The organism is Pandoraea eparura, assembly GCF_902459725.1.
GTDB lineage: Bacteria > Pseudomonadota > Gammaproteobacteria > Burkholderiales > Burkholderiaceae > Pandoraea > Pandoraea eparura.
In genome coordinates, this window is record NZ_CABPSH010000023.1 from 1 (window position 1) to 26741 (window position 26741).

Below are 26741 nucleotides of genomic sequence, written 5' to 3' on the forward strand. Positions count from 1 at the left end.
CGATCTACCAACACCACCTCCGCGCCAGTGCTAGCTTTTCGTACCGTCACTTATTGCACTGAAAACGAGGAGACCCCTTATCGCGGGACGGCTCTTCCGAGGCAAGGAGGATCCGGCCCACGCGGCGCCGGCCTGGTTGATTCCCGGCGTTGCCACGCTCGATATCGCCGTGGCAGGTGGCACGATGCCGATGGCGTGGGCGCATGAGCTCAACATGTTCGCGATTGCCATTGGCACGATGATGGCGCTCGTGTTCTTCACGATGATCTTCTCGCGCGTGGTGCACCATGAACCGCTGCCCGCCGGCATGGTGCCGTCGCTGATCATCATGATTGCGCCGTTCGAGGTGGGTTTCCTGGCCTACGTGAACGTCACCCACCATGTGGACATGTTTGCTGGCCTGCTCTTTTACTTCGGCCTGTTCCTGTTCATCTCGCTCTCGTTCAAGGTCTTTCGTCGGTCGATTCCCTTCGCTGCCTCGTGGTGGGCCATCAGCTTCCCGATCGCGGCGCTGTCCAATGCGGCCATCAAGTACGCGGCCTACTCGGATACCTGGGTGCTCAAGGGGCTTGCCGGCCTGATCCTGGCCTTCCTGAGCGCTACCATCCTCGTGCTCTTCGTGCGCACGTTGCACCGCCTTTTCACGCATCGGCTTCTGGTCGGCTGAGCGGATCGATTGAGCGGACCACCACCGCCACGGCGCCCTCTGACCGGAGGGCGTTTTCTTGTTCGTCGCCCCCTTATGTCACATCGGTAATACGCTATGTCTTGGATCGTGCTCAGTGTCGCTGGACTTCTGGAAATTGCCTTCGCCTTCGGGATGAAATGGTCGGCGGGATTCAGCCGACTCTGGCCAAGCGTTTATGCCGCCGTCACCGGGCTAGGCAGCATCTGGCTGCTGAGCACGTCGCTGAGATCGCTCCCGGTTGGCACCGCCTATGCGGTTTGGACAGGCATTGGCGCAGCCGGCACGGCCGTCATCGGCATGATCTTCCTCGGCGAATCGGCGTCGGTGGCGCGCGTGGCGTGTATCGCGCTCATTCTGTCCGGCGTCCTGGGCTTGCGCCTGTCGGCAGGCGTAGTCGCGTAGCCGCGCCAAGCGGCATGGGCGCGGTGGGCGGACCGGCGCCAAGGGCATCGTTAGGCGACGCGTCAGACGTGTGCCGCTACGCCGCCATTTGGAAGCGTCGGCGGTAGTCCACCGGGGAGACACTGAGCTTGCGCAGGAAAGCTCGCCGCAGTCCATTCGGATCGGCGAACCCCGTCAGACTCGCCACTTTCTTCAAGGGGTGTTTCGTTTCCTCGAGCAGCCTGCGCGCCGCATCGATGCGGGCGTCCTCGACGAACGATGCGGGGGTCGTGCCACATTCTTGTTTGAAGATGCGAGCGAAATTTCGCGCACTCATTCCGGCACGCTCCGCGAGCGCTTCTACCGATAGCGGCTGGGAAAGATTCTGGAGCACCCATTCCTGCACATCCCGGATGGTGCTCTTCTCCGACGCCTGCGCGGTCAGATACGCGCTGAACTGAGACTGTCCACCGGGGCGCTTGAGAAACATGACGAACTGTCGCGCGACCTTCATGGCGACGGCTCGCCCCAGGTCTTCTTCGACGAGCGCCAATGCGAGGTCCAGGCCCGCCGTTACGCCCGCCGACGTGTAGATGCCATTGTCCCTGACGAAGATTTGGTCCGGCTGAACATCCACCTTCGGATACAGGCGGCTCAGGCGCGCCGTGTAATTCCAGTGTGTGGTGGCCTTGCGACCGTCGAGCAAGCCTGCGCGTGCGAGAAGGAGCGCGCCCGAACATACCGAGCCGATACGACGCGCCGTCTTTGCGTAACGCATTATCCATTGACGGATCGCGGCATCGTCCTCCAGCAGCTGCATCGATGGACTGCCGGCAATCAGCAGCGTATCGATATCCGCGCTGCTCGTGTCCAGCGTCGCATCGGGGGTGATCCTCATGCCGTTCGATGCCAGCAATACGCCAGACGTCGTGGAGACGATTTCGAACTGATAGGTGGACGGCGCACCAGCCTGCCGCGCCGCTTCGTGAAAGACTTCGACCGGCCCGACAAGGTCCAGCATTTGCACGTTTGGAAAGGTGAGCACTGCAACTTTCATGGCCACGACCTGTTGTCCCAATGACATTACAGTGTAGTTGTCGCGACCTGCCCTTGCCAGGAACTGGCTGAGAATTCACGCAGTCTGGCCGAAATGGATGGATCGTGCCGGGCCATAGCCGTAACGCGGGGAAACCTTCCCGGCCTACGGATTTCCGGGCGGCTAGATGTCAGGATTACCTCGCCCGAAATGCCGCTCCCTCCAGACGGAGGGAGCGCGTTGGGACTGGCGGTGGAACCCAACAATAGAAGCACTTTATCTGAACGTGCATCGGTCACACTATCTCACTGATTTTAAATCGGAAATTGGCATTTCCCCATTGGCATCCTGACCTCTAAACTGGTTAGTCAAAAACCCGGATTTTCTTTTTGCGGCTTCTCTGCAAATAAACCATACCAAATCCAGTGCCAGTGCGGCTCGCCAGCCTACTTCGGTTGGATTCTTCTTTCCTCCAGTTGATGCCATTGGGCGGGACGTATGACCGCCAGGCTGTCACCCTCGCAGACCGCCTCACCTGATATTCAGGATAGCCCTCACTGTAGGTTGACGCATACTATTCCGACCAGATAAGGACATTAACGGGGGCGAGGGTGATAGATGTAAAAGCGCAGGAGCTTTGGGAAAAGCCAGTAGTGCAGGCATGGAGGAAGCGAGCACTGAGTAATCCGCACCTGTCCTTGGCCAGCACGCTGTTCGCTGGGGGCGTCCTTGCAGGTATTTGCGGGTACGCGACGTTTGCGGGCGCACTCTCCGGTGCTGGGGCAACGTTACTTGGCGCAGGCATCACAGAGTTCAACGTTCGACGCTCCAAGCAGGAGGAGAAACTACGGAAACAGTTGGAGGCACGTCGCTATTTCTCCTCGGAGTTGAAACGCGTTGTTGAGAGGACGCTCTTCATCCATGAGCGGGCATGTGCAAACTTTGGTTGTGCTTCAATGGACGACGGCACCATGCCGGGCGATTTGCAGAAGGATTTCCTGCCTACTCACCCGACTCTTTACCCTAATGTGCAGGCGTTCAATGATTTGCCGCCGGAAGATGCTAGTTCGCTTATCGAATTCTACGATTCGCTGAATAGGCTGGAGCGTGGTGTTAATGATTGGTGGGCGAGGGAAGGGCAGCTACCGGTCAACATCTTCAATGCGATATTGCACGATGCAAAGAAGAGCGTGGAATTGGCACTCGCCTGCCTTGAGCGATTTGAGATTGACGAGAAGTTTCCACCCCAATACGCATCACAAGGGACGTTGGCTTCGCGGCTGCAGCGAACGCTCGACATGGATGCGAGAAACAGGGCCGCGCACTTGAAGCGGTTTGAGGAGAGGCAGGCGAAACAAGCCGAGGAACGGGCTAAGAAACCTGGTGGCCCGGGAAAAAGGTAGCGCGTCGGCCAAAATATTGTGTCCGCCATATCGGGTCTTAGGGCCCTAACGTCTGCTATGGCAGGCGTTACACTTTCTGTGGGGATTGTCCGCCTGCATGCCCCCTTGCGGGTCTTCCGTTCCATCCCTAGACTTCATCCTGATGGCTGCGTGCTGAACGAGGCAGCCAGGGGATTCGCTGGGGAGCGGGCTTGCTTGAAGCGAGGCCAGCTTCATCCTCGCCGTCGACCGGCGCGTGCTCACCTCGGTATCACGGCGCATAAAGCGTAGCTCCATGAAGAGCCTCGACGACATCTCCTGCTTCCTGCGGAATGAGCTGAGCGAGAAAGCATTCAACTACGACGCCCTAGACACCGAATTGGGGCTAGCCGAGGGCACCATCGTGCGCATCCTGGATGCCGCCGGCGACTACTCGGTCGTGGAGCTGATGGTCGTCCTGGACCGGTTTGGCTTGGAGCTCGACATCTTTGAGCAGATAGCGCTGAAGAAAATGAAAGAGGGACCTGCTGACCCAGCGCCAGAGCTAACCGTCAAGACCAAGGTGCAGATTGCCATCGAGCATGTCCGTGCACAGTCTGCTTCGCCCAAGGAGAACTGAGCCCATGGAGCACAACTTCATTCTCCGATACCTGCTAGACCCAGCCGACGCCGCCAGTGACGTGGACGATATCCTCGAACGTCTCGGAGAGGCCGGCTGCATGGATGCTCTCGTTGGAATAGGTGCGCCTGGGAAAATTGTTCTCGATTTCGCGCGCAGTGCTACTTCTTTGGAGCAGGCAATTCGTATTGCTGTCGCTGACGTAGAACGCGCCATACCTACCGCGGTACTCTATGCAACGGAGCCGGAAAAGATAGAGGAAGCAGTCGATGTAATCCTCATGGCGAGACTGGCCATCATGGAGAGTCTGATGACGGAGCTGACTGCCTGGATTGAAGCGAATCACCTCACGTACGCCGGCGCCGCAGAAACACTTGGGGTGAAGCCTGCACGGGTGTACGAAATAACCAGGATGAATCCTCAGAATATCACCATCGATTCTCTCGTAGACATGCTGTTGCGAGCGGGGAAGAGTGTGCGCTTTGGAATAGAAGCGCCGTCCCACCCACATTACAAGCTGGCCCACCTGATGACAGAAATGCCGCAAGGGCTGCCGCGTGTCGACGGCTGGGATGACACGCCCTCGGCGGGATTGGAGAAGAGCTGATGTCCGTTCTGAGATATGTCAGTCGCCCTAGAATTAGTTGAGGCGTTCTCCGTTCTCTCGGAAGTCCATCCAGGGGAGTCCGTGTACGTGTGCATCCGTAAAGACCTGGCATTCCGCCCTAGCTGCCGGCTGAATGGGCCTTACTGGGTGGACCTCCATGTGGGCTCGTCCTACCGTCTTGCCAAGAGCTATGCCGGGTTGAGCCTCGGCGCAGCCAATGAGGTTGCACTGCGATACCTGTTGAAGCATGTAGACGGAATTGGCCCCTGGCTGCATTGAATTTGCGTTGTAACTATCAGCTTGATAAGCTGACTTAAAGGACCTCTTGAGCCGACTCGCGAGGTCGCCCGCCAAGTTCTGCTTGGCCTAGCAACCGCTAGGTAAGAGGAATCGGACCCGATGGACCAGAAGCCCCGCTAGTCGGGGCTTCTGCATTTTTCCGAGGAACTTGGACGTTGCGGAGGTTCGCTGAATTTTTTGCATTCCAGATTTAAACTGCTAACTGGGTCGTACCAGAAAACTCAAAAATAAGGGGAAGATGTGACTATCAATCCGGCACATGCAGGACAGAATTTGACCTTCCGGGGAGAGGAGCCAACTTGGGCCAATGCGTGTGTTGGAAAAAATGGCAATCCGCAAATCATCGACTATGCTCAAGGCTTCGTTAAAGGTGTAGATGTTCTTCTTGACCAAGTTATTGCGAATCGTGGTTTCAAGCTCTATGTTGATGAATTAATTTATCCAATTTGCTTCAGCATGCGTCATGCGGTAGAGCTTTATTTAAAAGACACTGCTCTACAACTGGTCAGTCTGGCTGCGCATCGGAAGGCGACGGTGACATTCGACCTTGATGGCTCCCACGATATTGGGAAAATATGGCAGCACATTGTGAGCCATTCGCAAGCCATCGATAGACGCTATGCTCCGCTGCTGACGGAGTTACATCCCTACATCGATGATTTGGAAAAAATCGACGCTACAGGACAAGTATTCAGATACCCCTTCAGTAATCTCAATAAGAAGCATCTTGAGGATGTGGCGGTCATCAACGTCATTGTTCTGAAGCAGCGATTCGGCGAGTTAATCGAGCTGCTGAAGCAACTCAATTATTTGAATAGCGACCTAGGTGACGAATATAGGCTCGGCACGTTCACAAACGTTCTTTCTCGTAAGGACCTATTTGAGATTGCGAAAATGCTTCCTCCGCGAGCCCAATGGAGTCACTCAGTTTTCTCAGAGGCGAAAGATTCTATTCGAGAAAAGTACGTGCTAAGCATGAAGCAATTTTGCGTAGCGCTAGACAAGATTCAAGGCCATTATGAAATGGCTGACATTATTGGAGCACCACTCGAGCTTCCAAATCTTCCGCGCAGTGAACTATTCGTATTCTTTGACTGTTGGGTAAATAGGCAAAAGAAAAATTCGACCAGAGAGAAATTTCCCGACGAAGATGTACTCGGCTCTGATGGATTCATCGAAGTTATGAAGAGGGATTTTCTCGAGGAAGACGAGGATTGGAGAAAATTGAAAGGGCAGATTTCGCCCGACACTCTTGCGCAGATTAGGGCGGTGTATGGTATTGGCTATGAAAAGGCGGGATGTGAACTGCACCCTCATTTCTTTGATTCGTTGCAGAAAGAGCTGAATTATTTTTTCAGAGACGATAGCAAAAAATATCGTGCTCGCGTGTTGCATTACTTACGGAAGTCGCGTTTGATTGAGTGCGTCGTTCGTGGATTGAAATATATGGGGCAAAGCGCATTGTCATTGGAAGTCGAGGGTCGATACCTAACAGCCAATACCACTCAGGCGGCGGCACGAAATTATGGTCTTCGCTAATTCCTATACTCACTTGGTATCCGGAGCTGCAGCATGCAATACGCCTCAGCGCACGGGGCCTTTCTAGGACCTATACATAGTGAGTTGATAATGACCAAGAGTAAGAAGAAGTCGAAGCAGACTGTGAATGCAATCTCGATGGGCGACTATTCCCGCGCGGTGCATGAGCGCCGTGACCGCAAGGAAAACAAGGTGGCGCGGAAGAATGCTTCGCCGGTGACCGTGTACAAGCCCGACGCCGACGGCAACATGGTGGCAGTTGAGCAGGTCGCAGTGCCAGCACTGCCAACTCCATCGCGCAATCGCAATTTGAAGCGCATCTGGTCGACTATTTAAAGACGACGACCTAGCGCCTCAAGGTGTATCCCAAGTAGCCCCCTCAAGCCCGCTCCTGCGGGCTTTTTTCACGGCGGATGCAAAAAGGGTGGCCGAGGCTGCTCTTCCTGGCTGCAATCTACATCTTCGGCATCGTTGTCGTTCTCCTTGTGGCGGCCGATGGCATCATGGGATAAAGTGTTGTGTGGAAAATATTTGAGGGGCGGGTGTGGGGCGGGTATTGAGCATGACCAACAAGTTGTGGTCGATGAGGGAGCGTTTGGAAATCAGGGACGAGAACGACGTCATCGTCTATGTTCTGGAGAGTCGGCACAGCTGGTTCGCGCCAGCGAAGTGGATGATTTTCCGGGGAGACGAGGAAGTGGGGACTTTTCGTCACAAGCTGTTCTCATGGGTACCAACCTGGCATGTGTCAGGGGCACTGGGAGAATTCAAATTCAAACAGAAGGTGTTCTCGAGCAAGCATCACATTTACGTTGAGGATGGGCCGCTACCTGGAGCGGTCGTGACCGGCAACTTCTGGGGGACCCAGTTCTCAGTGACGGATGGCGATAGGGCCTTGGCTCGAGCTCAGGCGCATGTGATGACCATCCGGAATAAAGTATCTATCGAAATCCTGGGCGAACCCGAGCTTTTCGTGGTGTTTGCGATGTTCATCGTCCAGCTCATCAGGTTTGAGAAGAAGTCTTCCTCTTCGACTACATCTGGTACTGGCCGATATACCTGAAGGGGCAGACCAGGGAGGGCAGCGACTGGGGCGTTTTATGCCTCGGAGCGCCATCTGATGCCAATGGCGTCATCACCTGCCTAATAATTTAGCAATATTGACTGGCCCACAGTGGTTTTGGGTCTCAGGAGAATCCAGCTAGGTTATCCACAAGCTTTTCCCCGGCGGGCGGGGACAAATAACATGCGTAGCCTGTGGATAACATTGAGATGCCCCGATGAGCTACGCGCGCTCGTAGTGCTTATCGAAGACCGTCAGTATCGCTTCTGAATAGAAGGCCTTCGTTGCGGTCTTGGGATTACCGGGGTCCAGCTCTCGAATGAGGGCGTACTTCTGGTCTTTCAGAAGAGGCTTGCGTATGTCATGGAATGCCTGGTTGGCGATGAAGTTGGTATATCTCTTAGCGCAGACTGCAAGCAACTCGCGATAGTCGTATTTGTATTTGGCATTTAACTGCTCCTCCGTCAGTTGAATCTCCACGGCATCAGGGTGATTCGACAGCTGGACCTTGATGGCTTCCTTCGCTGCAGATTTGATGAAGTTCATCTGTACGTTCACTGAAACTGCGTATTGGCGTTTGCTCTCTGCGCCGGTATCTAATGACTCGATGAAGCTGGCAATCCTCTGCTCCTCGCGCGAGAGGATGATTGCTTCCGCAGCGGCACCTGGATTCACGAACGCTAGTGGCATCAAGTGGAAGTTGTACGGAGCGAAGTCGACGTCGAACCAGTCGATACTGGCAATGACGAAGTTGCGAACGGTCGCCGTTCCGATTTCCTGCAGGCGCTGGGAGAGTAGAGGGTTGGTGTTGTAGAAGTGGATGGCACTGTCTCGGATGACGAGGAGCGCTTGGAGATTCTTGAGCGCCTCGGCATCCATGTGCTTCGCTGCGACGAGCTTCTCCGCCAGCTCCTCTAAGCTTAAAGTCATCGGATTGCCAGTCCGGTTCTGCTTGTACTTCACACGTTTCGCTGGCTCACCAGCGGCAGTCTTAGCCTTCATGGTCACGTAGAGGGACGTGACCTTGTTGCCGTTTTCCTTCAGGTACTTGGCTTTGGCAAGCAGCTCCCAAGCGTTGATGGCCAAGACTGCAAACGACTCCTCCCGATACTCGAAAGTGGGCTTGTTGTAGATTTCAATGGCCGCAATCATTGCTGAGACGGCCTTGTCGAACATCTGCAGTGAACGAGCTCTCATGGTGCCTCACTAGGAGTTGGACAGGAAGTAGGCGCGCGGCGTCAGTTCGTGCTCGATAAGTTGGTCCAGGTTGGAGTTTGCCTTGTCCACAGCTTCGTTCGAGAGCACAAGTTTCTTCTTGTACTGCGACTTCTTGTACAGGCCCACGCAGAGAACGATGATGGGGACCACGGCAAACTGAGGTGCGCCCAGGGAAAAGAATCCCAGTACGATGACCCAGAAGATGTAGGCCCAAAATTTCGGCGCCTGAGGGGCAGACTGGGTGGCGACGTTCAAGTCCTGCAAGCCTTCGCTGATGCCGGTTGCTGTTCCGCGGGCACCGGCCAAAGTATTCTCGATTACATACAGTGCTTTCATGGCCTTTTCCTTGGCCGCGAGCGACAGTGAGCCGATGTCCTGGAGCAGCTGTACCGCTTCAGTGGTCTCCGAGAAGTGTGGCGTCAAGCCAGCGAACACCGCATCATGAGGTGCCATCTCCAGCGCGCGCTCGACATCATCCATGCCTACGAGAATCCCGTGGGAGAGGAAGTAAGAAGAGACGGCTGCGCGTCGGCGCTGCCACAGGTTGGTTGCAAACACTTCGTTCTCAACTTCGCGCTTGGTCTGTGCCATTTCGGCGCCCCCTATCGATTGAGTTGTTCGAGTTGTAGATTTCCTGCTGGAGCCCAAGGTAGTAGTGTGGCGAATGCCGGTACCTGGAATGCTGGTAGTGATGCGGCCACGAGAGTTGACCGTGAAACCTTTGACGCCGACGGAGGTGCTGACGCCTTTTTTGCTGACGTTGATGCGCACACCTGGCGCAATCTTGAACGACTTGCGAAATCCCCAGCCCATTTGTTTTCCTTCTTGGACGGTAGCCGAGGTTGTTGGCCGGCAATACAGCCTTCCCCCAAGGCCAGTCACATCAAAATTTCCCGCACGAAGTTGCCTGCATGCGAATCCAATTGCCGCGACCCAACTGCATAACCTTATAGCTGGCGCGCCCCAGCGCCGGTTACGTCAGTAGTTTGTAAGCTCAACAATATACTTGGTTTTTCATTATCGTGGGATGGGAGCCCGGCATCACCTTTGTTTTGCGCCACCTGAATTTTCCACTCCATTTGAATAGCTAAATGGGCAGTTCTTCACAGCATTTTTGCCATGAAGCTTGTTTGCAAATGGCCGCTTAAAATAGCAACAAGAACAACGAATATCTGGGGGGAATTGATGGATATCAACAGCACTCAAGCGCTTCTTAGCGACCTCTGGCCCGCAATTGGGGGTGTCTTGGGGGGAGCCGCCACAATAGTCGTTGCCATAAAAGGGTTCGGAGGAAAAATACTGGACGGCTGGATAGACAACAGGTTCAAGACCTCGCTCCAGCGAGTTCAGAATGAGCACGAAAAGGCTATCGCCCATTTGAAGATGGAAATCGATTCGGTACTGGCCGCGAGGGTAAAGGTTCAGGAAAAGCAGTTCGGCATTGTTGCAACGGCGTGGGAGAAATTTTCGGAGATGTTCGTTGCGGTGGCATCAGCGCTAACCCCCGTTCAAACCTGCCTCTGATATGAATTCGCTGCTGGATGATGAATGGAAAGAGGTCTTTGCTAAGCAAGAAATCAGTTTGGTGAATCAGCGTGAAATCATTACTGCTAAGAGCTTCGATAGAAGCCGAATTTACTATTCCATCCTAGACCGTCGTGAATTGCGTGCCGCAGAAGAGGCCATCCATGACATGCGACGCTATCTTCGGAAATTTGGAGTTTTCATCCCGAAAGAGATTGGGGATGAGATGGAGGCACTTGCGTTGAAGGTTCAGGCGATGATTACGATAAACAGCATGGGGCCATCGCATGACCTTAAACAACCAGCATCAGATTTCCAGAAGTTTGTAGATGAAGTCGAACCGAGATACGTAGAACTAGGTGAGGTCGTACGTAGGGAATTCGCCACTATCGGGAAGATGTCTTCTACAACACCATAGTTTGAATGCCATCCCAATTACCTCGGGCTGGTGCTACAGCCCCTTCATGTCCAGCGTCAGCTGGCCATCATAATTGGATGAACTGGTCCGGATAGCGTAGAAGGCGCGTTATCGCTGTCGGGTTTTTTTAGCAGCCCCGGTCTGTAGGTTATTCACTTTTGCCGGCCGTTTCACATCAGCCTTCTCAGATTCCGCATCTCGCTCTTTGATGCTGGTGGCGACTTCCTGGAACAGCTGCCGCAGCCAAAGAACCGAGGGGTCGTTGTCGCGAAACTTGTGCCACTGAACATGTTCCGTAAACTTCGGAATATCTACGGGGCACGGCAGCAGTTTCAGCGTGAATTGCTTCGCAATTTTCACAGCAAGCCTGTGCGGCAGAGTGGCAATCATATTGGTTCCCACGAGGAGCTCTGGTACCAGGGTGAAGCTTGGCGCCACGACGGTCTGCTTGCGGTGCTTGTTGCTGGCCGATAATACTCGCGTATCGAAGGTAATTCTTCGCCCGCCACCCCATTCCACGCTGATGTGATTCGCATCGAAGTATTCGTCGACCGTCAGTTCTTCGTTGTTCTTGAATATTCCGTTCGTGCACACCAAGCAGGAGAACTTGTCTTCAAATAGTTCTTCCTTAGGGTGCCCCTGAATTGTGGCGTAATGCGGAATGACAAGAATCTCCGCGTCGCCATTCTCAAGGTTATCGGGAGTCTGTGGGCTGATTGACCGCAAGTCGAACTCCATCATCGGCGCCAAGACCGAAGCGCGCCTGATGACCTCCGACAAGAAGATATTGATGACGTAGTCGGAAGATTCGATGGTGAATTTGCGCGTCGATGTTGACGGGTCGAACGACGGCCGAACACGAGTGATTGTCTGTACTTGCAAGAGCACGTCACGCACCGGCTTGATGAGGCTTGAGCCAAGCGGCGTCAGCGCATTTGTTTTCCCCACTGATACGAGCAGGTCATCTTCGAAATACTCGCGAAGTCTCGCCAGGGCGCAGCTGGTGGCCGGCTGGCTGAGGAACAGGCGCTCCGACGACTTGCTCACGCTGCGCGTAGAAAGCAACGCATCAAGCACAACCAACTGGTTCAAATCGAGCTTATTGAATCTCATGACAAGGCATTTACGCTGTAAATGTTTCGGATTTAGACAATCAATTTCACAAATGTAATGCCAAACCTATAATCCATTCAAGCGGTGAAGAACAACCGTCGGTATTCAACTACAACTGGAGAGAGACGGTGATTGTTCAAAATGGAAAGCCACGTTCGATATTCGGACAGTGGGGGCTTGTCGTCACCCTGACGATACTGAGCATGCTGGCGCAGCTCGACAAAAACATCCTGGTTCTGATGGTCGCGCCGATTCAAAAGACCTACGGCGTTAGCGACGTTGAAATCAGTTTCCTGATTGGCGCAGCATTTGCAATTGCCAACATTGCTGTTGGGATACCGGCTGGTTGGATGGCCGACAAATGGAACCGACGTGTAGTCATTGCAGCCGGCGTCATTATTTGGTCCCTGGCCTTGTCGGCGAATGCGGTGGCAGCAAGCTTCTTCGGCCTCGTGGTGGCCCGTGTGATTGTCGGCGGAGCTGAAGCGCTCATCCCACCCTCGTCGTATTCGCTCATTCGTGATGGTGTCGATGAAGACCGCCGGGCACGCGCACTCTCTATCTACACGATGGCTCTGATGCTGGGGACGGGCCTGTCCTTGGTTCTTGGCGGGCCGCTGTTGGCCGCTGTTCACAACGCAGGATGGACCTATATCCCGGTTCTTGGTCATGTCACATCTTGGCAGTTCACGTTGTTCCTGATTGGCGCGGTTGGGCTACCGCTGGCTTTGACTGTGTTCCTGAATCGTGACCCGGGCCGGTCTGTTGCAGCGCCGGCGGAGCTGGCTGCGTCGAATGCACGAGCTTCATCGCTGCCGGACTATCTCTGGGCGAATCGCGCGTTCTTCATCCCCATCCTGCTGTTCGTCGTAGCCAACGCAATTGTCACCTTCGGCATGGCGGCTTGGTTGCCTGCAATGGCGGGTCGCAAGTTCATGCTGGAGATGCGCACCTTTGGTCTTTCGCAGGGCGTCATCATGCTGACCGCCGGCCCCTTGGGCCTCTGGCTGGCCGGTATCGCGATGCAGAAGAAGAACGCCAATAACCCGCTCGCTCGAATTATGTCCGTCGGCCTGGTGTCGAGTCTGGCGATGACCATCATGCCTACTGCACTGGTTCTGTCGACAAGCCTGCAGTGGTTCTGGGCCATCAACTGCTTCGTCGTGCTGAGCTCGTGGACTTTCATGTCCGTCACCTCCGTGGTCATCGCTCGCACGGTACCGGCAGCATCTGTTGGTTTGGTGATGGCGGTGGTGCTCTTCCTCAACGGCTTGGTCGGCCAGGGTTTCTCTCCGACGTTGATTGCCCTGGTTGGGCGTTACGTCTACGGCGGTGGTGAGCATGCGCTGCCTTATGCGATGGCTACTGTGTTCGTCACGGCTGGATGTATCGCCTGCCTGGCGGCGATGAGACTGGTTTTTGTTGTGCAGCGCAGGTTCACAGGCGGAATCAAAGCCGAACATCAGAATTCGGCCGCCTGATTACATAAAAAACAGGGAGACATGACGTGTTGAAGAAGACTTTATTTGCAGGAGCAGTAACGCTTGTTGCTGCGTCGGCACAAGCTCAGACAGAGAACGTGACGATTTCAGGTGTGTTGGGTGCAGGCGTTTTATACACAAACAACGCAAGCTATCCGAATGGCGGAGCCCGCATGCAGCAAGGCAATACCCATGCTGTTCCGTTCATCGCATTTACCGGCCGTGAAGACTTGGGAGGCGGCGCATCGGCCATCTTCAAATGGGCCAACTACGTACAACTCGATACCGGCGGCTTCAGCCCCTTCGAGACCTTCGTGGGCCTGAGCTCACGTGATTACGGGACGGTGACCCTGGGCAACCAGTACGACTTGCTGGCGGACCTGGTTCCATACACGTCCGAGCGTTTTACTTCGAACCTTGCGACTCACCCGGGCAACTTGGACCGCACAGTCGGCAATCCGCTGAACAGCCTGGTCAAGTACAAGTCGCCCGAGATGAAGGGCTTCCAGTTTGGTGCCCAGTATGGCTATGGAACCCCAACATCGACGACCAATAACGGCAATACGATGGGTTTCAGCGCTAGCTACACCTCCAATCCGTGGCAGTTCTTGGCAGTGTGGGAGACGGTGCATGACGTCCCTTACTCACCGCGTAGCTCGCTTGGCGTGCCGACGCTGTATGGCATCGACCTGGTGAAGAACCCCACTACCAAGGTTGCTCAGAACCAGAACACGGCGAGCACCGGTGTTGTGTATTCCAACGCAGGATGGCGTCTGATGGGCAACTACAGCTACACCAAGCTGTCCGCGCTGGGCATTTCAGCAAAGGCGCAGACCATTGATGTCGGCGCCTACAAATATGTCACGACAGCGCTGCGCCTTGGTGGCGGATACGCCTACACGAAGCTCGAGAACTACAAGTGGAATGTGGTCCACGCTCATGCGGACTACGCCTTATCGAAGCGCACGAGCCTTTATGCGCTGAGCGTCTTTCAAGCAGCAGGCCAGGGGCAGGTCGCCGCCATGCGGTTCCAGCCTATTGCTTCGACGAACAGGCAGGTCGTGTTTGAGGTCGGCATCACCCACGTCTTCTGACGCAGATTAAGCAGTTTTTTGGTTCGTTCAACTCGTTCATACGGAGAGTGAAAATGCAGTGGGATGTGGTCGTAGTCGGGGCAGGGCCCTCAGGTTTAACAATGGCGGGTGAGCTCGCAGGCGCCGGCGTGAAAACCCTGGTAGTCGAGAGGCGCACCGCAGGCGTCCAGTCGCGCGCAGGAACCATCCTTCCTCGTGTGCTCGAGTTGTTCGACGCCCGCGGTTTAGCCGACCGCTTCATCAACAAGACGAAGCAAATCGCTCCGTACCCGTTTCGGCCTTCGCACATTTGGTCGGGGTTCCATCCCATCGACTGGAAGTATCTGGATTCGCGCTTCGGCTTCACGCTGGGTCTGCCCCAGAACCATACCGAGGAAATTCTCTGGGAATGGGCGAAGGAGTGCGGAGCTGAGGTCGTCTCGGATAGTGAGCTCATCGACCTTCGTCAGGATGCTGAGGGCGTTACTGTTCTGGTGCGCTCGTCTGCCGGCGAAGAGAAGGAAATCCGTGCACGTTATGTAGTGGGCGCCGATGGTGGTCGCAGTGCCGTCCGTACGAAGCTGGGCATGGACTTCGAAGGTCACTCGGGCACCTTCCGCGGCATTGTCGTGGACGCACACCTGGAAGCACCGTGGCCGGGCGGCCGCATCAACGTCGACAACGAAATGGGTTGGGTCCGCGGGTACACGTTCGGTGAGGGCATCACCCGTTTCAACATCGTCCATCGCGACCGACGCCACGCCCCTAAGGAGGAGTCGGTCGAGCTGCCGGAGGTGCTCCAGTGTCTGCGCGACGTACATGGCACCGACTACGGGATTACCTCCTATCGCTGGGCGTCGCGGTTCGATGACCAGATGCGCAGTGTCAAGCAACTCCGCCAGGGGCGTGTCTTCCTGGTGGGTGAGTCAGCCCGCATTCACTATCCGGCCAGTGGCGTGGGTATGAACTTCTGCCTGCAGGATGCCTTCAACCTGGGCTGGAAGTTGGCGAATGTGGTCAAGGGCCTCGCCAAAGACGACACCCTGGATACCTATCATTCCGAGCGTATGCCGGTCATGGAGCGACTGCTAGAGAGTGTGAAGGCGCAATGCGCGCTGCAATTCAACTTCTCCGAGGATGCTGTCGTCCTGAAACGCCGTATGCAGGAGCACATCATTCCCTTGCCGGATGTCCAGAAGAAGCTGGTTTTGGAGCTTTGTGGCCTGGAAACCCCGTATCCCCGTGCGGAAGGGGCACACCCGGCAGAAGGGATGCGCTGTCCAGACATCCTGCTGACTTTGTTGGATGGCTCCACGCCCAGCATGCTGTCCATGCTGCGCTCGCGCAAGTTCCTGCTGCTGGACCTGGAAGGCTTCAGTCGCCAGTTCGCCGACCTTGATGTCTCAAAGTACCCCGTTGATGTGGTTCAAGCGCGCATGGCGAAGATTCCTGACGTGCTCAGCGATGTGAAGGCCCTGTTGGTGCGGCCGGATGGCTATATCGCATGGGCCGGCAGCAGCGCTGGCCTGGTCGACGAAGTCAAAGGCCAGCTTTCGAAATGGTTTAACGGGAGTCTCTGATGCAAACGCGGCGGAAGCTTTTTAAGGGCGGTTGGGTAATCAGTATGGACCCTAAGGTAGGTGACCATCGTTCGGCCGACATCCTGGTCGAAGGCGAGAAAATCGTCGAGGTCGCGCCAAATCTGGAAGTGGCGGACGCCGAACTGGTCGATGCCACCGGGATGATTGTCATCCCGGGCTTTGTAGATACCCATCGCCACACCTGGCAGACCTGCGTTCGCCACCGCTACGCTGATATCGACCCGCAAATCTACTTCGCGGAGATGCTGGGAGCGAAGGGCGCGGCGTACCGACCGGAAGACGTGTACATCGGCACGCTGTTGGGTGCCGTATCGGCCTTGGACTCTGGCATCACCACGATGCTGGACTGGTCGCACATTCAGAACAGCTCGGAACACACGGACGCTGCGGTTATCGCCCTGCAAGACTCGGGTATGCGCGCCATCTTCGCCCACGGCTGGCCGCTGGTGGAAGGCGCGTCCTGGATGTTCAACAGCCAGCGCGGCCACCTGGAAGACATCCGCCGCCTGCGTCAGCAGTTCTTCGCATCCGACGACCAACTGGTCACCCTGGCCATGGCCGGCCGTGGCCCTGAAATGGCCACCCGGGATGTCTGGCTCGGTGACCTGCGCCTGGCCCGAGAGCTCGGTATTCGCTCCAGCATCCACATGGGCGCTTATGCACGGAACGCCAAGGTGCGCGCCATCGCTCAGATGCATGAAGCGGGCGTCCTTGGCGAGGATTTGACGTTCGTCCACTGCTGCTGCTCCCACGATGACGAGATTTCGATGATGGCCGATGCTGGCGTCACAGCGTCCCTCGGGGTGCACTGTGAGCTGAATGCCCAGGGTATCGGCGACATTCCATTCGACCGTCTGCTCGCTGCCGGCATCCGTCCCAGCCTCAGCGGCGACACCGAAACGAAGTGTGCCGGCGACATGTTCACTCAGATGCGTCATGCATTCGCCTACTACCGTTCTTGGATGGGTGGCGGCCACTCGAAGACGAAGGGGGCTCCAGAGACGATGACGATGCGTGACGTGCTGGAGTTCGCAACACTGTCGGGCGCGAAGGCGACTGGCATGGAGAGCAAAATCGGCTCCCTGACTCCTGGCAAGCAGGCGGACATTGTCATGATTCGTACCGACGACATCAACTTGGCACCGGTCTCGGACGCAGTTGGGGCTATTGTCTTAGCGGCTCACCCCGGTAACGTGGACTCGGTGTATGTGGCCGGCCGTGCGGTCAAGAAGGGCGGCAAGTTGCTGTCCGTGGACCTCGACCAGGTGCGTGACCGCGCCGTGAGCTCGCAGAAGTTCGTTTTGGGGCTGCAATGACGTCGACAAGCTCAGGTCAAGCACTGGACCCTCAACTGGCGGAAATCGTCCGCAAGGTGGCCGAGGTCGGAGTTCCCCCACCGTTTTCTGGCACGCCAGAGCAGGCTCGGGGCCGCATGCGTCAGTCAATCGAGCGCGCAAGGGCGGGGAAGACCCTCCCGGAAGTGCTCTCGGCGGAGGATGTCACGGCATCGGACGAGGTCAACGGCCAGATTCTCTCGGTGCCGGTCCGTGTGTATCGCCCCTTAGGTTCCCAGGAGCGAATGCCAACCGTCGTGTTCTTCCATGGCGGCGGATTCGTCTTGGGCAGCGTTGAACTCATGGACGACATCGCGCGCAAGCTGTGCCGTGATACTGGCGCCGTCGTGGTGTCCGTCGATTACCGGCTGGCGCCCGAAAACCCTTTCCCAGCTGCGCACGATGACGCCCTGGCTGCAACTCGTTGGGTTCTGAGGAATGTCGAAAAACTTGGTGGCGACCCATTCCGGGTGGCAGTTGCTGGCGAAAGCGCCGGAGCCAACCTAGCAACTACTGCTGCAATCTTGGTCTCCCGTGACTTCCCGAGGAGCCTTGTTGCACAGCTGCTGGTGGTTCCAGGCGTTGATATGGCCCGTGATGTGTCCGAGATTGAGGCCCGTGGAATCGACTATCCGATGCTCAAGCCGAACGACCTGAGCGAAATTTCCCGTCTGTACATGGGGAAGAACGAAGCCCAGGCAATGAAATTCCCTCCGTCGCCGCTGCGCGCGACGGCCCTGGATAGCTCGCCCCCGGCACTCATTGCGGTTGCCGGTCACGACCCACTACGGCCAGAAGGCCTGGCGTATGCCGACAAGCTGGCCCAAAACGGAATTCCGGTGAAGGTGCTCAATTTCGACAGCATGTTCCACCTCTTCTTCGGCATGTTCGAAGCATCGGCCGGGGCTCGCCTTGCCAATGACCAGATTTGCCAGTCTTTCTCTCGCTGGATAGAGGCTTATTCCAGTGAGGGCGCGGGATGCAGCGCCGCTACTTTCAGCTGATTTTTCTTAGGAGTTCTGTAATGCGTTACGTATCGGTTTTGTATCAAGGTAAAAAGGCCCTCGGTGTTCGCGAAGGCAAGGGAATTCGCATCATCGGTGAGGAATCTCTTGAAGACCTGCTGGCGCGTGGTGTCAGCCTCAAGAACTACGGCGGCACATTCAAGGAAGGCGTGGTCGTTGCGGAACAGGACATTACCTATCTGCCTCCGCTGTCCCGTCCGCCGAAAATCATCTGCGTCGGCCTGAACTATGCTGACCACACCAAGGAAAGTAATTTCGTCCAGCCGGATTACCCCACGCTGTTCTTCCGCGTGAACACCAGCCTGGTGGCGCATGCGCAGCCGATGATTCGCCCCGCAGTGACGGACAGCGAAGGCCTGGACTTCGAAGGTGAGATTGCCGCTGTGATTGGCAAGGGCGGTCGCCACATCTCTCCTGCTGATGCTCTGGAGCACGTTGCTGGGTACAGCCTCTTCAATGACGGCTCCGTGCGCGAATACCAGTTCAAGACCCCGCAATGGACCGTTGGCAAGAACTTCGACGGCACCGGCGCCTTTGGCCCAGACCTGGTTACCGCCGATGAGCTGCCGGCCGGTGCCAAGGGGTTGCGCCTGGAAACCATCTTGAACGGTGAAGTAGTCCAGTCGGCCAGTACCGACGAGATGGTCTTCGATGTCGCGACGGTTATCAGCATCGTTAGCCAGGCCATCACACTGGAACCGGGCGACGTGATTGTCACCGGCACCCCGTCCGGCATCGGCTGGGCACGCTCGCCGAAGCTGCTGATGAAGGCCGGCGATGTGTGTGAAGTCCGCGTCGAGGGTATCGGCGCGCTGCGCAACGTCATCAAAGACGAAACACGCTAAGCAGTCCCGGAAGTGAAACGGGCCTCCGGCACGCATCGTGAGGCCCGTGGTGTTTAGGAGATATGTCGTGACAGCAATCCATTCGATTGACCATTTCGCGCTTGCAGTACCCGATTTGAACCAAGCCAAGACGTTTTTCTCCTGCTTCGGCCTGAATATCGAGGAGGACACGACGTCGGACGGTGGCCTGAATGTCTTCGCAGCCGACGGCCACCGTTGGGCACGGCTTGTGGCGGGCGACCGGAAACATCTGGATTACCTGGCCTTCAACGCGTATCAGGAAGACATCTTCCGGCTGCACAGCCAAGTGGTGGAAGCAGGGGCGATTGACGTAACGCCCGTTTCGCAGGGAGACGAGCACTCGTTCTGGTTCTGCGACCCGGATGGCAACCGGATTCAGGTGCGCGTCGGCCCTAAGACCACCCTGAATGAGAAGCTGACCAGGACGAGTGTGAGTACGCCGGCGGACAAGCGCGGAGCATGCACACGCTCGCAGGTAGCGACTGTGAGGCCTACACGTCTCTCTCACGTGTTGCTGTTCACCCCGGACGTTCTTGGCTCAGTGGCTTTCTATGAGCGCGCTCTTGGACTGCGCCTTTCAGATAAGTCCCTCGACATCATCGCCTTTATGCACGCGCCTCATGGCTGTGACCACCATCTTGTGGCATTCGCCAAGAGCAGCGCCCGGGGATGGCATCACTCTTCCTGGGATGTATCAGACGTTAATGCGGTGGGGGCGGGCGCCGCCCAGATGGCCGCGGCAGGATATACGAAGGGCTGGGGCACTGGGCGCCATGTCCTCGGCTCCAATTACTTCCACTATGTAGAGGACCCTTGGGGTTCCTTCTGCGAGTTTTCGGCCGACATAGACTATGTATCGGCAGACAAGCCATGGCCAGCCGGCGACTTCCCGCCGGAGGACTCCCTGTACCTGTGGGGACCTGGCGTGCCGGAGAACTTTATTTTTAATACTGAGGCATGAGCCAGTATTGAACGTGCACTCACTTTAAGGACGTACAACTTGAGCTCCAGACTGCCCCATTTTTCCGTCGAAAGTGCATCTTCAGAACAGAAGGACGTGTTGCAGGCGATTCTCACTGGCCCACGTGGAAACTTGAATGGTCCATTCCTATCGTGGATTCATAGTCCCGAGCTGGCAAGCCGTGCGCAGGAGCTCGGCGCTTTCTGTCGCTATGGGACAGGATTATCCCTGCGGCTGTCCGAGCTGGCCATTCTATGCACCGCAGCCAAGTGGAAATCGCAAGCAGAGTGGTACATCCACTATCCGATAGGTATCGATGCCGGCCTCAAGGCTGACGTGCTCGAGGACCTCCGGTTAGACAGAGCTCCCAAGTTTGAGAACAGCGACGAGACCTTGATTTGGCGATTCGTGGAGGACCTGTATGAGAAGAAGCGGGTTTCAGACGAGATTTACCAAGAGGCAGTCACCAGCTTTGGCGTCAAAACGGTGGTGAATTTGGTTGGGCTGCTGGGGTACTACACCTTAGTGGCAATGAGCCTGAACGTATTTGACGTTAGGGCGGACGGGCAGATTGAGCTGCCTTTCCCAGATACCCCGTAACGGTCCGTTGCAACCGGGACAGTGCTTTTTTCGAGCGGATAACTGGCCTGGCTCCGTTATTCGCCTCAGCAGATTTCTGAACTAACGGAGGCGGTAGAAATGATGGATACGAGTTTGCAGACGAAATTCACGCACGTGAAGCCAAATGACACCCAGTACGTTGAGGGTGGCCTGCGTGATTTCTTCGTCTATCGGGACCTAGGTGTCGCCGGGGCTACAAACGGAAAGGTCATAGCCCAGCTGGTGCGAGCAAATGCGGCCCCTGAGGCTGGTACCGGATGGCATGTGCACGAGGCGGAGTTCCACATCGTCTACATGCTGAAGGGCTGGGCAAAGTTCATGTACGAAGACAAGGAGACGCTCGTCAGCGCCGGCGACTGCGTGCATCAGGCGCCGGGTATCCGCCACTTCCTATTCGATTACTCGCCCGACATGGAGTACCTGGAGGTGGTTGGCCCGGCCGATTTCGGCAGCATCGGAGTAAAGGGACCATGCGCGGCGCCGGCGCCAGCACTCTGGGCATAACGCCGAACAGTTTCATCTCCTCTGCTGCCAGCGGAGGTTCTGCCCCGAGGTCTTCTCGGGGCTTTTTTATGCGTCATGTATTCCTTGAGGGGAAGACCCAAGGCATGAATGAAAATATCGGAAAAATAATTGAAGCAGATAATTTGAAAATCTCCCACTATTTCCTGCCCTATTATTTTTGCGACGGGAACTGGTCGGATACCAGCTTCCATAGATTTACTTGAAAGTCGAGTTTGGTGTGCTACGTAACAGTTCGATTATTTGGACACGGACTTCATAGCTTATCCCAGCCCGGTGTGCGCGTAATTGCTCTAAAACACTCACACATCCACTCTACTGAAGGACTAAGTTTCGCTCCTCTTCTTAGTAGTAAGCCAAAGGGAACCTTTGGTAATTCCTGTTTGAGGTCAATTTTTACAATGCCAGGTGGAACACTAGCTCCGCCTAAGAACAAAGCTGGGCTTGGTGCGATACAGCCGCATTGTTCGACCAAAACAAGGGACGATAGGGAGGACGGGCTCTCCGTCAAGTTAGTTGGAAGCAGATAGCCGCTGCTGGTGAATGTACGTCGTACAGCCTCGTAGCCTCCGCAGGAAGAGCCATCTGTTACCCATGGGTAGTCGACGAGCTCGCCCAAATTTTTTACTGGTCGATTGAACATACCTCGCTGCGCCATCAATACAATTTCGATTTCGCAGAACTGCTGAAACTCCAAATCTGAACCAATACATTCTGGAAGAATGGTAGTTAGGGTGACGTCCAATGTTCCATCTCGCAGTTTGGGCAAGGAAGTTGAAAGAAAGGAGTCTTGTAGAGTCAGCTGAACATCCGGATAACGGCTTCGGAACATGCTGAAGACTTCAGCAAGGTGCCGACTAAAAAATGCGGGAATGGCAGCGGCCGATACGCGATGGTTTCCTCCACCGCTGAGGCGTTCAACATGGGCCCTTGCATCTTCAATGTCTGAAAGAATTGATTTCGCTCGTTCGACCAATTCCAAGCCTATAGGTGTCAACCTTGCGCCCTGAGGGGTTCGAATAAGCAGAGGTGTATGAATATCCTCTTCAAGCTCTTTGATTGCTTTGGTGACTGCGGTTTGGGTGACAGAAAGTGAACGAGCCGCAGCACTGACGCTACCGCTAGTTGCAATGGCCACGAGCGCACGAAGTTGATGGTGTTTCACAAGCTACCCTATGTAGTCGCTCTGCATAAAAAGCTCAATCCACGATTTTAGTCCTTGTTCGCTCGACGTGCAACCAGGGGGCCAACTTTTGGTTATGGCGATGACTAAACATCATTATCCAGCCTGTATTGCCAATCGTAGAATCGTCGTGCATCACAAGAAAATCCTGGAGACTATATGCAAGCTGCAACAACAAAATTGGCCAGTCAATCAGCCGAAATCACCTCGGATTTTGAGAAGAAGACACTCGCGACAGTCAGCAAGAGAATCATGACGTTTCTCTTCATCTGTTACATGTTCGCCTTCCTGGACCGGGTAAACATTGGATTCGCAAAGCTGCATATGCAGGACGACTTGCAGCTCTCTGAGGCCATTTTCGGCTTTGGGGCTGCAATCTTCTTCATCGCCTACTTCATGTTGGAAGTGCCGAGCAACATCGCACTGAACAAATTTGGTGCTCGCCGTTGGATTGCGCGAATCATGGTTACTTGGGGTGTGCTGTCCATCGCTACCGCGTTTGTGACTACTCCCACTCAGTTCTATGTCATTCGCGCCTTACTTGGCGCCGCAGAAGCGGGATTCTTCCCTGGCGTCATGCTGTACTTGACTTACTGGTTCCCAATTCGCAATCGTGCACGCGCAATTACTATCTTCTTGATGGCAATTCCGTTTTCTGTACTGATTGGCGGGCCGCTCTCCGGTTGGATTCTGCATTTCTTCCACGACTACCCGAACTTCAAATCCTGGCAATACCTATTCATTATCGAAGGTGTCCCATCGATTCTATTGGGAGTCATATGCTGGTTCTATCTGGACGATTCCGTTGACAAAGCAAAATGGCTTAACGCTGAGCAAAAGGCCTATCTGAAGTCTCGACTGGATTCCGATAGCAGTACGGCCATCACCCATAGTTTTTGGGCTGCTGCACGTATGCCGCAGATATGGCTGATGACGCTCACCAACTTCGCTTTACTGTCTAGTATTGCTCTCATCCTCTGGCTGCCGTCGCTGTTTAAGAACGCTGGTGTGACCAATGAAATCGAGATTGGCTGGTACACCGGTATTCCTTACGGCTTTGCGATGGTCGCAATGTTCCTGACGGCAAAGAGCTCTGACCGGACAGGCGAGCGTCGTTGGCACACAGCGATTCCAGCCATCATCGCGTCTTTCGGCACAGTGATGATTGCGATGTCTCTTCACAATCCAACCCTGTTGGCAGTTAGTGCAGTGATTTCCTTAGGTGGACTTCTGACGCTGAATGCATTGTTCTGGAGCCTGCCTACCACTTTCCTGACTGGAACTGCTGCCGTCGTCGGCATTGCATTTATCAATACGGTTGGGCAGTTGGCCGGCGTGACGAGTCCTGCGGTGTTCGGTTGGCTTTTCTCCAAGACTGGCTCGCCGGCGACCGGCATCCTTGTCCTCGCAGCCGTGTATTTCATCGGTGGTATTGCAGCCCTGCTGGTACCAAAAGCCGACGTCGACCGCTAATTCTCTGCTCCAACTCAAAATCCGTCGATGCAACTCCCAATGGACGTGTCGGCGAAGCACCCTCTTTCCTGACCTCGCTTAAGTATGAGTATGAACACAGACCCGAAATCCGCCTCTGCCCAGAAGAATTTCATCCTCCCTGGCCTGGAAACCTCTGCCGAAGTATGGCGGGATAAGTGGGGAATTCCTCATATCAGGGCGACGTCTGACTGGGATGCCTTCGTTGCCCTCGGTTATGTGCATGCCACCGACCGTTTATGGCAAATGGAGTCCAATGTGCGTAAGGGCACCGGACGGTGGTCGGAGTGGGCTGGTGAAGATGGGTTGGCTACGGACCGTCTTGCCCGAAGCATGAATCTTGAGTTGGCGGCAAAGCGAGACTTTGACGCTCTTGATAGAGATGCCAAAGACATGCTGGAAGCCTATTCGGTGGGTGTGAACGCTTTCATAGCGGCTGGTGAACTTCCGGTTGAATATGGTTTGCTCGGGACTACTCCAGAGCCGTGGAAACCGTGGCATTGCATCGCTGTCATGCGCCAGCTGGGCTTTATGCTGGGTGGGAACTGGATGAAGCTAATTCGCGCGGCGGCAATCCCGGCTATCGGTGCCGACGGCGCGTCGAAACTGCGCTATGACGATGGCGGTAATGAACGAAATATTCTGCCGTGGGATTCCTATTCCGAGCGCTGGAAGATGGATATTGAGCGCTTGAAACCTGCGATTACTGAACTGCTTCATTTCGCAGACGGTACGCAAACCGGTGGTGGTAGCAACAACTGGGCTGTCGGTAAGGAGCTTACCGAGACTGGTCGCCCCCTCTTAATGGGCGACCCGCATCGAGACTTGGAACTCCCTTCGTTTTATGCACAAGTACATGTCGCCGGTGCTACTTTTGATGCAATCGGAATCATGTTGCCTGGCGTTCCAGGTATGTCCCACATCGGCCATAACCACAAGGTGGCATGGGGCGTGACGACAGCATTTGTCGATGTAAATGACTTCTACATCGAGAATTTCAAGGACGACGGTAAGCTTTGCCGGACTGAAAGCGGATGGGCGGAAACAGCCAAGCGAGAAGAAGTCATCCGAGTTCGAGGCGCGAAGGACGTGGTGCTGGAGGTATTTGAGACCCCGAAGGGGCCTGTGATTGTTGGCGACCCAAAGCTAGGAAAGGGCATTTCGCTTCGCTCCGGGCAGATTCGCGAGCCAGACCTGTCGTTGAACTGCATGTTGAAGATGCTCCGCGCAGAATCTGTCGATGGTTTGCATGAGGCCATTCGCGAGTGGAGTGTAAGTGACCACAACCTGGTTGCGGCCGATATTGGCGGCAATATCGGGCATCGAGTACGCAGCATCGTGCCAGACCGTAGCCGAGAGAATGGTTGGCTGCCGGTGCCGGCTTGGCTGCCCGAATTCGATTGGAAGGGAACTGTGCCATTCGACAAGATGCCGCATGCCATTAATCCGCCTAGCCATAAGATTGTTACTGCCAACAACCGTGTCACCACGGATAGTGCGTGGCCATATCTGTCAACAGACTGTCATCCGCCATATCGCGCGGAGCGCATCGTTGCAGAAATCGAGAAGGTGGAGAAGCCGACTATCGACAAGCTGCTGCATGTCTTCGCGGACCGTCTGAGCATTCCGGCACTGTTGTTCATCGAGCACCTTAAGCATCTGCCTCAAGAAGGTCTCAGCGCTTCTGCTCAGGAGCGTGTGGCCGCCATCACTGCTTGGGACGGCCGTATGGAAAAGGATTCGACCGCCGCGACAATTTACACATCGGTGCGTCTGAATGCGACTTGGCGCTTGGCCGAACTGAGCAAGGTGCTGACGAGCGCCGGCGGCGTGTGGAAGGATGCCGTCGGCGAACAGAACATGGTGACGCAGCTGTGGTGGGTAGTGCCAACGCTGATGCGTGACAACGATACGTCGTTGTTGAATGGTCAGAGTTGGAATGACGTCCTGAAATACGCACTGGAAGCTCCAACGGCCAAGGCTGTCGGCAATGAGCAGCAGCCATGGCATCACGCCCATACGCCGGCGCCAACGCACCCGCTGGCTAAGCAATTCCCGACATCAGCGGCTACCCTGAATGTTCCCTGCGCACCGATTGGCGGCGATGGGGACACCGTATTTGCCACTGGCTATCCTGCGGGAACATCCACACAGAGCAACTATGGTTCGCTGTGCCGGTATGCTTTTGATGTCGGTCAATGGCAGAATTCGAAGTGGATTGTCTATCTGGGAGCGTCCGGTATCATTGGCGACAAACACCGCACTGACCAGAATCAGATGTGGGCAAACGCAGAGATGATTCCAATGATGTCGGATTGGGCCGCCCTAGAGTCTTCCGAAGATGCCATTTTGACTTCGCTCTATCCTAAGTAAGGGCTGGCCTCGCCAGCCGCAAAATAGAAAAGGGGGCACCTTGTTAAGTAAGGTGCCCCCTTTTATCTAGCCAACCTGTCGTTTCTCCAAGAGCGTAAGCCAACGGTCTCCTAAAGATACATCGCTCATGCAGGACGCGTAGTCTGTCACGCTTCGAGCTGCGCGCTCAAGCAGCTGAATGTCCGCTTCGTGTTGCCGGGCCACATGAGGGTCTTCCAAGAACAGAACCCGCCGGCATTTGTATTCGGGGTCTCCTCGTTTTCAGTGCAATAAGTGACGGTACGCAAAGCTAGCACTGGCGCGGGGGTGGTCTGGGTAGACC

26 protein-coding genes and 1 pseudogene are annotated in these 26741 nt (G+C 55.5%); 21 read left to right on the plus strand and 6 right to left on the minus strand.

All coding sequences use genetic code 11. The annotated features are described in order from the left end of the window. The first annotated feature begins 136 nt into the window (after positions 1-136). Both PEP31012_RS23220 and PEP31012_RS23225 read left to right on the plus strand, forming a co-directional pair. Entirely contained in the window at positions 137-667 is a 531-nt protein-coding gene (locus tag PEP31012_RS23220) for an SLAC1 family transporter (RefSeq protein WP_484549317.1), read from the plus strand. Between the two features lie 96 nt (positions 668-763). Next, the gene (locus tag PEP31012_RS23225; protein WP_150591569.1) at positions 764-1090 is read left to right on the plus strand and encodes a DMT family transporter; all 327 of its coding nucleotides are present in this window, start codon (positions 764-766) and stop codon (positions 1088-1090) included. 76 nt (positions 1091-1166) lie between these two features. On the opposite strand, the gene PEP31012_RS23230 is transcribed toward PEP31012_RS23225, so the two are convergent. Next, complete coding sequence (locus tag PEP31012_RS23230) at positions 1167-2126, minus strand: GlxA family transcriptional regulator (protein ID WP_150591570.1); 960 nt, start codon at positions 2124-2126, stop codon at positions 1167-1169. A 677-nt stretch (positions 2127-2803) separates the two neighbouring features. On the opposite strand from PEP31012_RS23230, the gene PEP31012_RS23235 reads away from it, so the two are divergent. The 6 genes from PEP31012_RS23235 to PEP31012_RS23260 all read left to right on the plus strand — a co-directional run bounded on the left by PEP31012_RS23235 (position 2804) and on the right by PEP31012_RS23260 (position 7615). Beyond that, the gene (locus PEP31012_RS23235; protein WP_150591571.1) at positions 2804-3508 is read left to right on the plus strand and encodes a hypothetical protein; all 705 of its coding nucleotides are present in this window, start codon (positions 2804-2806) and stop codon (positions 3506-3508) included. A 274-nt stretch (positions 3509-3782) separates the two neighbouring features. Beyond that, positions 3783-4106, plus strand: a complete 324-nt coding sequence (locus PEP31012_RS23240) for a hypothetical protein (protein WP_150591572.1) — start codon at positions 3783-3785, stop codon at positions 4104-4106. A gap of 4 nt (positions 4107-4110) precedes the next feature. Then, positions 4111-4713, plus strand: coding sequence for an XRE family transcriptional regulator (locus tag PEP31012_RS23245; protein WP_174978371.1), 603 nt, complete (start codon positions 4111-4113; stop codon positions 4711-4713). Positions 4714-5253: 540 nt separating this feature from the next. Further along, positions 5254-6552, plus strand: coding sequence for a hypothetical protein (locus tag PEP31012_RS23250; RefSeq protein WP_150591574.1), 1299 nt, complete (start codon positions 5254-5256; stop codon positions 6550-6552). 90 nt (positions 6553-6642) lie between these two features. Further along, positions 6643-6888: a hypothetical protein gene (locus PEP31012_RS23255; protein ID WP_150591575.1), complete on the plus strand. Its 246-nt coding sequence runs from the start codon at positions 6643-6645 to the stop codon at positions 6886-6888. Positions 6889-7114: 226 nt separating this feature from the next. After that, entirely contained in the window at positions 7115-7615 is a 501-nt protein-coding gene (locus tag PEP31012_RS23260; RefSeq protein ID WP_150591576.1) for an LURP-one-related family protein, read from the plus strand. A gap of 222 nt (positions 7616-7837) precedes the next feature. Here PEP31012_RS23260 and PEP31012_RS23265 read toward each other — a convergent pair whose 3' ends face one another. After that, positions 7838-8812 (minus strand): DUF3644 domain-containing protein, encoded by a 975-nt coding sequence (locus tag PEP31012_RS23265; RefSeq protein ID WP_150591577.1) that lies wholly within the window; start codon positions 8810-8812, stop codon positions 7838-7840. Positions 8813-8821: 9 nt separating this feature from the next. Then, positions 8822-9646 carry a DUF4236 domain-containing protein gene (locus PEP31012_RS23270; protein ID WP_150591578.1) on the minus strand — a complete coding sequence of 275 codons (825 nt, stop codon included), beginning with the start codon at positions 9644-9646 and terminating at the stop codon, positions 8822-8824. A gap of 306 nt (positions 9647-9952) precedes the next feature. Here PEP31012_RS23270 and PEP31012_RS23275 point away from each other — a divergent pair, with 306 nt between their 5' ends. Beyond that, positions 9953-10357 carry a hypothetical protein gene (locus PEP31012_RS23275; protein ID WP_150591579.1) on the plus strand — a complete coding sequence of 135 codons (405 nt, stop codon included), beginning with the start codon at positions 9953-9955 and terminating at the stop codon, positions 10355-10357. Between the two features lies 1 nt (position 10358). Then, positions 10359-10775, plus strand: a complete 417-nt coding sequence (locus PEP31012_RS23280; RefSeq protein ID WP_150591580.1) for a hypothetical protein — start codon at positions 10359-10361, stop codon at positions 10773-10775. A gap of 108 nt (positions 10776-10883) precedes the next feature. On the opposite strand, the gene PEP31012_RS23285 is transcribed toward PEP31012_RS23280, so the two are convergent. Continuing rightward, positions 10884-11888 carry a LysR family transcriptional regulator gene (locus PEP31012_RS23285; RefSeq protein WP_150591581.1) on the minus strand — a complete coding sequence of 335 codons (1005 nt, stop codon included), beginning with the start codon at positions 11886-11888 and terminating at the stop codon, positions 10884-10886. A 128-nt stretch (positions 11889-12016) separates the two neighbouring features. On the opposite strand from PEP31012_RS23285, the gene PEP31012_RS23290 reads away from it, so the two are divergent. From PEP31012_RS23290 to PEP31012_RS23330, 9 genes are all read left to right on the plus strand, one after another. After that, a complete protein-coding gene (locus tag PEP31012_RS23290; RefSeq protein WP_246171445.1) occupies positions 12017-13369 on the plus strand; it encodes an MFS transporter in 1353 nt (450 codons plus the stop codon). A gap of 26 nt (positions 13370-13395) precedes the next feature. Then, entirely contained in the window at positions 13396-14463 is a 1068-nt protein-coding gene (locus tag PEP31012_RS23295) for a porin (protein WP_246171446.1), read from the plus strand. Between the two features lie 101 nt (positions 14464-14564). Continuing rightward, positions 14565-16022: an FAD-dependent monooxygenase gene (locus PEP31012_RS23300; protein WP_246171449.1), complete on the plus strand. Its 1458-nt coding sequence runs from the start codon at positions 14565-14567 to the stop codon at positions 16020-16022. Beyond that, complete coding sequence (locus PEP31012_RS23305; protein WP_150591583.1) at positions 16022-17359, plus strand: amidohydrolase family protein; 1338 nt, start codon at positions 16022-16024, stop codon at positions 17357-17359. The genes PEP31012_RS23300 and PEP31012_RS23305 overlap by 1 nt, the downstream gene beginning before the upstream one ends. Positions 17360-17475: 116 nt before the next feature. Next, positions 17476-18381 carry an alpha/beta hydrolase gene (locus PEP31012_RS23310; protein ID WP_246171448.1) on the plus strand — a complete coding sequence of 302 codons (906 nt, stop codon included), beginning with the start codon at positions 17476-17478 and terminating at the stop codon, positions 18379-18381. A gap of 20 nt (positions 18382-18401) precedes the next feature. Then, positions 18402-19247, plus strand: coding sequence for a fumarylacetoacetate hydrolase family protein (locus tag PEP31012_RS23315; RefSeq protein ID WP_150591585.1), 846 nt, complete (start codon positions 18402-18404; stop codon positions 19245-19247). A 67-nt stretch (positions 19248-19314) separates the two neighbouring features. After that, positions 19315-20229, plus strand: coding sequence for a VOC family protein (locus PEP31012_RS23320; RefSeq protein ID WP_150591586.1), 915 nt, complete (start codon positions 19315-19317; stop codon positions 20227-20229). A 39-nt stretch (positions 20230-20268) separates the two neighbouring features. Then, complete coding sequence (locus PEP31012_RS23325; RefSeq protein ID WP_150591587.1) at positions 20269-20829, plus strand: carboxymuconolactone decarboxylase family protein; 561 nt, start codon at positions 20269-20271, stop codon at positions 20827-20829. A gap of 102 nt (positions 20830-20931) precedes the next feature. Next, positions 20932-21354, plus strand: coding sequence for a cupin domain-containing protein (locus PEP31012_RS23330; RefSeq protein WP_150591593.1), 423 nt, complete (start codon positions 20932-20934; stop codon positions 21352-21354). Between the two features lie 274 nt (positions 21355-21628). Here the strand turns inward: PEP31012_RS23330 and PEP31012_RS23335 are convergent, their stop codons facing one another. Continuing rightward, positions 21629-22537 carry a LysR family transcriptional regulator gene (locus PEP31012_RS23335; RefSeq protein WP_150591588.1) on the minus strand — a complete coding sequence of 303 codons (909 nt, stop codon included), beginning with the start codon at positions 22535-22537 and terminating at the stop codon, positions 21629-21631. Positions 22538-22714: 177 nt separating this feature from the next. Here PEP31012_RS23335 and PEP31012_RS23340 point away from each other — a divergent pair, with 177 nt between their 5' ends. Next, entirely contained in the window at positions 22715-24028 is a 1314-nt protein-coding gene (locus tag PEP31012_RS23340) for an MFS transporter (RefSeq protein WP_150591589.1), read from the plus strand. 90 nt (positions 24029-24118) lie between these two features. Next, positions 24119-26419, plus strand: a complete 2301-nt coding sequence (locus tag PEP31012_RS23345; protein ID WP_174978373.1) for a penicillin acylase family protein — start codon at positions 24119-24121, stop codon at positions 26417-26419. A 66-nt stretch (positions 26420-26485) separates the two neighbouring features. On the opposite strand, the pseudogene PEP31012_RS24105 reads toward PEP31012_RS23345, so the two are convergent. Continuing rightward, positions 26486-26665, minus strand: a pseudogene (locus PEP31012_RS24105) (methylglyoxal synthase); the annotation flags it as partial. Positions 26666-26741: the final 76 nt, after the last annotated feature.